The 8,263-nt window shown below is 46.4% G+C and carries 8 protein-coding genes and 1 pseudogene; 8 read left to right on the top strand and 1 reads right to left on the bottom strand.

Features of this window, described 5'->3' with window-relative positions; genetic code table 11:
• Window positions 1–151: 151 nt before the first annotated feature.
• From Q0277_RS09905 to Q0277_RS09890, 4 genes are all read left to right on the top strand, one after another.
• Window positions 152–553, top strand: coding sequence for an aryl sulfotransferase (locus Q0277_RS09905; RefSeq protein WP_297997652.1), 402 nt, complete (start codon window positions 152–154; stop codon window positions 551–553).
• On the top strand, window positions 546–806 hold the full coding sequence (locus tag Q0277_RS09900) for a heavy metal-associated domain-containing protein (protein WP_297997650.1): 261 nt from the start codon (window positions 546–548) through the stop codon (window positions 804–806). Before Q0277_RS09905 ends, Q0277_RS09900 begins: the two co-directional genes overlap by 8 nt.
• Window positions 807–1,041: 235 nt before the next feature.
• Window positions 1,042–2,319 carry a M20/M25/M40 family metallo-hydrolase gene (locus tag Q0277_RS09895; protein WP_297997648.1) on the top strand — a complete coding sequence of 426 codons (1,278 nt, stop codon included), beginning with the start codon at window positions 1,042–1,044 and terminating at the stop codon, window positions 2,317–2,319.
• A gap of 366 nt (window positions 2,320–2,685) precedes the next feature.
• Window positions 2,686–4,017, top strand: a complete 1,332-nt coding sequence (locus Q0277_RS09890) for a hypothetical protein (RefSeq protein ID WP_297997646.1) — start codon at window positions 2,686–2,688, stop codon at window positions 4,015–4,017.
• A 196-nt stretch (window positions 4,018–4,213) separates the two neighbouring features.
• Here Q0277_RS09890 and nth read toward each other — a convergent pair whose 3' ends face one another.
• Complete coding sequence (gene nth, locus Q0277_RS09885; RefSeq protein ID WP_297944859.1) at window positions 4,214–4,849, bottom strand: endonuclease III; 636 nt, start codon at window positions 4,847–4,849, stop codon at window positions 4,214–4,216.
• A gap of 105 nt (window positions 4,850–4,954) precedes the next feature.
• On the opposite strand from nth, the gene Q0277_RS09880 reads away from it, so the two are divergent.
• From Q0277_RS09880 to Q0277_RS09865, 4 genes and pseudogenes are all read left to right on the top strand, one after another.
• Entirely contained in the window at window positions 4,955–5,764 is an 810-nt protein-coding gene (locus Q0277_RS09880) for a peptidyl-prolyl cis-trans isomerase (RefSeq protein ID WP_297997644.1), read from the top strand.
• Between the two features lie 14 nt (window positions 5,765–5,778).
• Complete coding sequence (gene fbaA / locus Q0277_RS09875) at window positions 5,779–6,843, top strand: class II fructose-bisphosphate aldolase (RefSeq protein ID WP_297997642.1); 1,065 nt, start codon at window positions 5,779–5,781, stop codon at window positions 6,841–6,843.
• 1 nt (window position 6,844) lies between these two features.
• Entirely contained in the window at window positions 6,845–8,134 is a 1,290-nt protein-coding gene (locus Q0277_RS09870; RefSeq protein ID WP_297997640.1) for a MotA/TolQ/ExbB proton channel family protein, read from the top strand.
• Window positions 8,121–8,263, top strand: a pseudogene (locus tag Q0277_RS09865) (OmpA family protein); the annotation flags it as partial. The gene Q0277_RS09870 and the pseudogene Q0277_RS09865, both read left to right, overlap by 14 nt.

The raw sequence follows: 8,263 nt of genomic DNA, 5'->3' as shown, positions 1-8,263 counted from the left end.
TAAAATTTACGGCTTGCGGAATTTAAAATTTCGCCTCTTTGCCACTCTGTGCGAAATTTGGTAGCGGTAAAATTTGCAGATAAAATTCCGCGTCAAAAGGCCGACGAGGGTGCGATAAGATTATGGCAAGATTATAATTAAAAGGTAAAATTTGAAAACCAAACTAGAAAATCCCGCGCAAGAAACCTTGGCTCAAAAGCAAGAAAATCCTGGCAAAAATCGCTTCGGTGCGCGCAGTCTGTGGCTGATATTCGCCGCGATTTTTAGCGCGGTCGCGGCGACGTTTTGTTGCCTGCCCGCGCTTTTATTTTTGATTTTTGGCGCGAGCTTTTCCATTTTTTCAGGCGCAGAGGCTTTCGGTGACTACCGCGCGCCGCTTTCTGCGTTAGCACTTTTTTGCTTCGCGCTTTCTGCATTTTTCTTTTTCAAAAAGCCGCGCGCATGCTCACTGCAAAGCGGGCGTAAAAAATGGATTTTGATCTACGCGCTCTTAGGAGCCTTGCTTGCCTTTATGCTTACATATCCTGAAATTTTAGGAGGGCTTTATGCGTAAAATTTTGTTTTTGATGTTTGGATTTACGGCGCTTTTTGCCGACAAAGAAGTTAAAATTTACGTGGAAAAAATCCACTGCCCGCTTTGCACCGCGATCGTGCGAAAGGCGCTTTTGCAAACACCAGGCGTGATAAGCGCGAAGGTTTCGCAGCAGAGCAAAACCGCAACCGTCGCGGCAAAAGATGACGCAAATGAGACCGCGATGCTTGAGGCGATCACAAAAACGGGCTATGATGGCGTAATCGTAAAATAAAAATCCCCGGCAAAATTCGGACTAAATTTTAAATAAAATTCTTGCTAAATTTCGGTAAAATTCCTGCGATTTGCGTAAAATTTCATTTTGCGCAGCTTGCCTGCGGCGCAAGCTAGCGCGGTTGAAATTCTGCGTGTATTTTGCAGAAGCACTATATCGGCGCTGTCGCGTTTAAATTTAGCGGTATGTGTCGCCGCATATACTCCACGCTACAATAAATTCTAAAGGAGCAAACATGCAAAAAAACGAGGTTATGAATGATTTTAAAAAGCTGTGCGAGATACCGCACTGCAGCTGCGAAACGGAGCAGATGAGGGAGTTTTTAGCGGATTTTGCGCGCTGCCTGGGCTTTAGCGTAAACGTCGATGAGGCTGGCAATATCCACGCCGTAAAGGGCGAGCCTAAAATTTGCCTGCAAAGCCACTACGACATGGTTTGCGTTGGTGCGGCGCCCAATTTGCAGCTCATCGAAGAGGACGGCATACTAAGGGCTAAAAACTCGAGCTTGGGCGCTGATGACGGTATCGGCGTGGCGATGATGATGGGCGCGATGCGGGAGTTTGCGAATTTAGAGTGCCTATTTACCAACGACGAAGAGGTTGGGCTCGTGGGCGCAAACGCCTTTAAAGGTAAAATTTTATCGCCGAATCTGCTAAATTTAGACAGCGAAGAGGATGACCGCGTGACACTGGGATGTGCCGGCGGCATAAACGTAAGCGCAAAAATCGGCGCCGCGAGCGTCAAAAAGAGCGGTAAAATTTACGAGATCGGCGTCACTGGGCTTAGCGGTGGACACTCGGGCAACGAGATACATAAAAATATCCCAAACGCGACGAAGCTGCTAGCGAAATTCCTCGCCGAGGAGGGCTGCGAGCTAATCAGCCTAGATTTTGGCGAGAGGAGCAACTCGATCCCCGCAAACGCCGTGTGCAAGGCGCTGTGCGCGCATGAGCCGGCGCAGCGCGGGCTGGCGTGGGTAAAGAGCCTAGGCGAGGGCGAAGCGGACGTGCTAGTAAACAGCGGCAAAATTTTGGCGCTCATCAACTCCTTCGCCCAGGGCGTGCGCAGCTACGACACCGAGCTTGGCATGGTAAATGAAAGCATAAATCTCTCGACCGTTAAGCAAAAAGAGGGCGTGATCGAGTTTGACTTTTTCGGACGCGCGATGAAGCGCGAGGGGCTTGAAAATCTGGGCTTTGAGACCGCTACGCTTGCTAGCGCGCTGGGCTTTGATGTGAGAGTAACTGACCGCTCGGCGAACTGGGCGCCTTGCATCAGCGACTTCGCGCATCTCGTGCTTGAAGAACTGCAAAAACAAAAGCCGCAGGCTAAATTTGCCGCCGTGCACGCAGGCCTTGAGTGCGGCGTACTGGTCGCAAAACAGCCCGAGCTGCAAGCCTGCTCCATAGGACCTAATATCCACTCGCCACACTCCGTGAATGAGCACTGTGAGATAGCGTCGGTGGAGATGATAGCGGAAGTAGTAAGAAACATAATCGCTAGGCTTCAGTAGCTTGGAACGGCTTGTCTTTTGAGCGCTTTTTGCGGATTTCGTTAAAATTTGACTCGATAGGCTATATGCCTTATCTTCGTCAAATTTTAACTTCTTCTGCTTGCAGCTGCGAGCTTGCGAAGCAGAAAACCCCAAAAATCATCTCAAAATACTTCGCCTTTATTTTATTTGGGCGGCTTGTCTCACGAGCGCTTTTATAGAAACCCCGCCTGCGGCGTTGCTACGCTGGTTTTGAAAGAGATTTTTGTTTCTCTTTGCTCGCAACTGCTTCTTGAAAGTTGCAAATGCAAAGAATGAAGCAGGACGGACGCCAAAATTTGCTCGGCGGAACTACTTTCCGAAATAGTAATTTAAAAGGATATAAAAATGAAAAGCCAGATCAAAAATTTTCTGCAAAATTGCGAGCAGATCGTTAAATCACAAGCAAAGCAATACGAAGACCATAGCCCTTTCGCAACCAAAATTCCACCCGTTTTTATACTGCCTTATGATGAATTTGAGCAAAAATTCGGCTCAAATTTACATTTGGATAGTAGTTCCTGCGTGCTGGTGTTTGACGGCGATCTTAGCCTGTCGGGAGGCACGATAAATTCCGCTTGGCTTAAGGATAAATTTAACGAAGCAGGCGGCAAAAATAACGCGCGAGCGATGTTTGTTAACGGAAATTTATCCACCGGCGGCGATATCATCGATGATGATTATCTGTTTTTACAGGTCGCCAAAGATACGGCGTGTAATTATCTGCATTCGCAGGACGGCGTTATCGCAATCGGCGGCAATCTAACGGCGATTTGGGGTATAAGCGGCGAATACAACGACGGAGTGTTGCAAGTTTTTGGAAAAACGCAAGCGCCGTATATCGTTTCAAACGACCACGCGATGCCTGATCATAGCGCTAGCGAATGCGTCTATATCCTAGACGGACGGATCGGTCAAAGCTACCCGGGCGCGCTTGAGGGTTGGGAATTTTTCGAAAATAGCGAGCTGATGTTTAAGGACGGAATTTGCGAAGATGAGCATCAGATAGATATTTCCGCCTTTTTTGAATTTGTAAAAAAGGGCGTTAATCCGCTGGTGGATTTTAAAACTTTTGAAGCTAGAAAAGCCGCCATGGATGAAGAGAATGAAGAGCAGGAGCCCGAAGACGCAGGCGATCTGCCCGAAAATTCCGAGACTATCGCCGAGACGATATATTTAGAAAATTTCATCGGCAGCGATGAGGAGCTATACGAGCATATGGTGAGCGAATTCGGAGCCATAGAAAAAATAGACGATGAAAGCGAAAAATATGCTTATGGCGGCAGAGCTTTCAAGCTGTCTATCATTGCGGCGAGAATGGCGGAAAATTGGCGGTTGATTACGCAGCGTTACTCTGCGCGGCAGATAGATAACCTACGCAAAATCATCATTAAGAGCGCGACGAATTTAGCCGATTATTTTTTAAAGATCGGCGATAAAAAACAGCTTGCGTTCATCTATGAATTTTTAAACGATGATGCGGTAAGCATCGAAAAAGACGAGCCGTTTTTATACGAAACGCTGGTGCGCGCGGGCTTGGAGTTGAAAGATTACGATAGCACTTACGCGCTAGCGTCCGTCATCGACAAAAAGTCCGAATTTTTGCCGCAGGAGGTGGCAAAAAGTATCGCGGACGTGATTAAAAGCGAAGGATACCGGGCTTGGCTGGCAAAACAGTAAGTTCCAAAAAGCAAAATTTTAAATTTTGCTATAAATATAAAAATCAAAGAGGCATTATATAAAATTTCAATCTAAATTTTTCGCGCCATAAAGCCGAACGTCTGCCGTAGAGCGGGTTTAGACAAGGCGTCAAAATTTTAAAATTCCGTCAAATTTAAGTGCGTAAAATTTAAGCTCGCATCTGCAGGCTGAAATTTTACGGAAAATTCTTATCCTTGCTGTGGCACAGCTCGTTTAAAAAGCACTCCTTGCAGTTTGGCTTGATCGCCTTACAGGTGTAGCGGCCGAAAAGCACCATGCCTTGGTGCAGCTTGCCAAGATCCGTCTTAAAAGCCTCGCTCAGATCGCGCTCCGTAAGCTCGGGCGTCTTTGCACGGCTCAGCCCTAGGCGATGCGCGACGCGAAAGACGTGCGTATCTACCGCCATCACGTTTGCGCCCGCACCCTCTAAAAGCACGACGTGAGCGGTCTTTTGCCCCACGCCCGCAAGAGATTTTAGCCCCGCTTCATCAAGCGGTACGACGCCGTCAAAGTCGCTAACTACCGCCTGCGCCATTTTGATTAAATTTACCGCTTTGTTGTTGTAGAAATTACACGAGCTAATTAGCAGCTTTACGCTTGCCAGATTGGCCTTTGCGAGCTCCTTAACGCTAGGAAATTCCGCAAAAAAGCGCGGCGTGATCAAATTTACCCGCTTGTCTGTACACTGCGCGCTAAGCATCACGCAGACCAAAAGCTGATAGTTATCTTTAAATTTCAACTCACTGCGCTCTTCCGCGAAGTTTTGTAAAATTCTCTTTTTTATCTCTAAAATATCTTTTTTACTTCTCATTTGTATTTCCTCAAGGCGGAATTCTACCCTAAAATTCTAAAGTACAGTTTGATTGTTAACAACTTTGAGTTATAATCGCCATTAAAATTTTTTTAAGGAATTGTGATGAAAAAAGTTTTATTTACAGCACTTAGTTTGGCTGCCGCTATCAGCCTTAACGCTACCGTTTACGCTACCGTAAATGGCAAAGACGTAACTGAAAAAGAGCTCGCTCCACTACTTCAAGGCATAGGCAATGTAGATATCGCTGCTCTTAATGCCGATCAAAAAAAGGAGCTTATCGATAAAGGCATCGATCTGATGCTGCTAACGGATGAAGCTAAAAAATCGGGCGTTATGGACGAAGACGTTTATAAAAAAGAGCTTGAAATCGTAAAAGATAACTTAGCGCTTCGTGTATGGCAGGCTAAAGAAGCCAGCAAAATAAATATCGATGATAAAGAAATAGCCGATTTTTATAACAAAAACAAAGCGCGCTTTACCGAGCCTGCGAGAATCAAAGCGGCTCAGATCGTCGTTAAAACCGAAGCTGAGGCAAACGATATTATTAAGCAGTTAAAAGGGCTTAGTGGCAGTGCGCTATTTACTAAATTTGCAGAGCTTGCCAAAGCTAAATCTATCGATCCGCAGGCTAAACAAACCGGCGGCGAGCTAGGCTGGATGCCTAGTGATCAGGTCAAGCCTTTTGCCGATGCGATCTCTAAGATAAAAGATGGTCAAATCACTACTAAAGCGATTAAAAGCAGGGTCGGATATCACGTCGTGTTAAAAGAGGAGTCTCAAGCTAAAAAGCAGTTAAGTCAAAGCGAGGCAAAGCCTTTTATTGAGCGCGTGCTTAGACAGCAAAAAGCGGCGAAAGTAGTCGAGCAAAAAGCGGCAGATCTTCACAAAAACGCTAAAATCGAGTATAAATAATATAGGAGCTAAAAATGGGCGTTTTAGATATAGTAAAACCGGGCGTTTTAAGCGGCGATGACGTAAGTAAGGTCTATGCGTATGCGAAGCAACAGGGCTTTGCGATCCCTGCGGTAAACGTGGTGGGGAGCAACTCCATAAACGCCGTCTTGGAAAGCGCTAAAATCGCAAATTCGCCCGTAATAATTCAGTTTAGCAACGGCGGCGCGGCGTTTTATGCGGGCGCTACTTGCCCTAATGCCGCAGTTTTAGGCGCTATCGCAGGCGCGCATCAAGTGCATGCTTTGGCGGCTCATTATGGGGTTGCGGTGATTTTACATACCGATCATGCCGCAAGGAAGCTGCTCCCGTGGATCGACGAGCTTATAAAAGCCAATACCGCTCATAAAAAAGCTCACGGCGTGCCGCTTTTTAGCTCGCACATGCTCGATCTTAGCGAGGATGATTTGGAGCTAAATTTAGCTACCTGCGAGAAGTATTTGGAAATTTTAAGCGATCTTGGAATTTCGCTTGAGATCGAGCTTGGCGTCACAGGCGGCGAAGAGGACGGTGTCGATAATACCGGCGTCGATAATGCTCGGCTTTACACCCAGCCTGCAGATGTCGCGCTTGCCTACGAGCGACTTGGCAAAATCAGCGATAGATTCAGCATTGCAGCGAGCTTCGGCAACGTCCACGGCGTGTATAAGCCGGGCAATGTTGTGCTGAGACCTGAAATTTTGAAAAATTCGCAAAAATTCGTCCGAGAAAAATTTAATCTGCAATCTGAAAAGCCCGTAAATTTCGTCTTTCATGGCGGCAGTGGCAGCGAGACCTCCGACATCAAGGCAGCCGTTAGCTACGGCGTAGTTAAGATGAATATCGACACTGACACGCAGTGGGCGTTTTGGGACGGCGTGCGTGCTTATGAGGCCAAAAATCACGGCTATTTGCAAGCTCAAATCGGCAATCCGGAAGGTGAGGATAAACCGAATAAAAAATTCTACGATCCTCGCAAGTGGCTGAGGGCAGGCGAGCAGAGTATGGTGGCGCGCTTGCAAGTCGCATTTGACAATCTAAATTGCCTAAATAGGAACTAATATGGATCGCCCGAATAACGAAGTGCTCGATATCACGCTACCTGAGGCGAAGGAGCGCTCGTTAGCGGGCGTTTTTTTTAAGATCGCAGCTCTGCCGATCGCGGTTTTTGTGGTGTTTTTGCTGGGCTATTTGGGGCTTATCGGGCTGAAGGTAGAGACGCACTCGATCCTGATGCTTGCGGTTTTGCTCATTATTGCACTAATTTTAGCTCGTCATAATGCAGAATATGGCTGCTTAAATTTTCAAAATAATATCGATGATTTCAAGCGAGAGCTAAAAAATTACATCGTCGCCAATCTCCTAAGCATTGGCGGTAAGAAAAAATCCGATGCCAGCTTTGATCTTTTTGTGGACGAATACGGCTATTCGCTGCGTAATCAAAACTACGCTTCTGTCGCGTCGGCAGTCTTTCCGATGCTTGGAATTTTAGGAACCTTCATCTCGATTGCGATTTCGATGCCGCACTTCTCCTCAAGCAATATCGATGGGCTCGAAACCGAGATCGCGCAGCTTCTAGGCGGCGTAGGTACGGCGTTTTACGTCTCGATCTATGGAATTTTCTTAGCGCTTTGGTGGATATATTTTGAGAAAAAAGGCATTAGTAAATATGAGCGTCTGCTCATTAAATACAAAAATTCCACTAAAAATTTTTTCTGGAACAAAGACGAAATAACACAGGGCTATCTGAGTGAAATTTTAAACGCTAATTCTGAAATTTCGCGCTCATTTGCGATGATGAGCTCTACGAATTTTACTGAAAGGCTAAACCGCCTAATCGATGAAAAAATCGGCGCTTTTGAAAGCGTGATGGAAGCCGAGAAGCGAAGTATGGCGATTACACAAGAAGAGCTTGAAAAGGCAGGAGAGATGATCCAAAGGACAAATCTCGCTCACGGTGAGTTAGATAAGAGCTTCGCTCAAATTTTATCTGCGCTTAAGTCCGTGTCTGCAAGCCTAATCGAAATTCAAAACGGAATTTCCGCGCAGTATCTAAGCCAGTCTAAGACTTTAACGGACGGGCAAGGCGAGCTGGCTAACGTTACAAGTGCATTAAGCGCTCAAATCAAGAGCCTAAATGCTTCCTTGGGCGGGTTTGCGGGCGAAATTTCAAGTTCACAGAATGCTTACGCCGCTAAAATTGACGCTAGCTTTAAGGGGCTAAGCGCGGATTTGAAGGCACTTTTAGCTGGAGAGGGCGCTGCGCGGACGAGCAACGAAAGCATAATCGAAGAGCTTCGAAAAACGCTTGCGAGCATCGATGAAAAAGCACTTTTAGATGAAAACGAATAACGAAGAAAAAGAGACCTTTTGGATCGCATACGCCGATTTGATGGCGGGGCTGCTTTTTGTTTTCGTGCTTTTAGTAGGTGGCATCATCGTCAAATACTTCCTCACGCAAAGCAACCTGCAGGAGAAAGA

The sequence above is a fragment of the uncultured Campylobacter sp. genome (assembly GCF_938030815.1).
Taxonomy (GTDB): domain Bacteria; phylum Campylobacterota; class Campylobacteria; order Campylobacterales; family Campylobacteraceae; genus Campylobacter_B.
This window is presented reverse-complemented; position numbering and strand designations above follow the sequence as displayed.

What these genes read in the sequence shown, in the direction of transcription:
- Q0277_RS09900 (WP_297997650.1), top strand. Translation starts at nt 546, where the DNA reads ATGCGTAAAATTTTGTTTTTGATGTTTGGATTTACGGCGCTTTTTGCC.
- Q0277_RS09895 (WP_297997648.1), top strand. Translation starts at nt 1,042, where the DNA reads ATGCAAAAAAACGAGGTTATGAATGATTTTAAAAAGCTGTGCGAGATA.
- Q0277_RS09890 (WP_297997646.1), top strand. Translation starts at nt 2,686, where the DNA reads ATGAAAAGCCAGATCAAAAATTTTCTGCAAAATTGCGAGCAGATCGTT.
- nth (WP_297944859.1), bottom strand. Translation starts at nt 4,849, where the DNA reads ATGAGAAGTAAAAAAGATATTTTAGAGATAAAAAAGAGAATTTTACAA.
- Q0277_RS09880 (WP_297997644.1), top strand. Translation starts at nt 4,955, where the DNA reads ATGAAAAAAGTTTTATTTACAGCACTTAGTTTGGCTGCCGCTATCAGC.
- fbaA (WP_297997642.1), top strand. Translation starts at nt 5,779, where the DNA reads ATGGGCGTTTTAGATATAGTAAAACCGGGCGTTTTAAGCGGCGATGAC.
- Q0277_RS09870 (WP_297997640.1), top strand. Translation starts at nt 6,845, where the DNA reads ATGGATCGCCCGAATAACGAAGTGCTCGATATCACGCTACCTGAGGCG.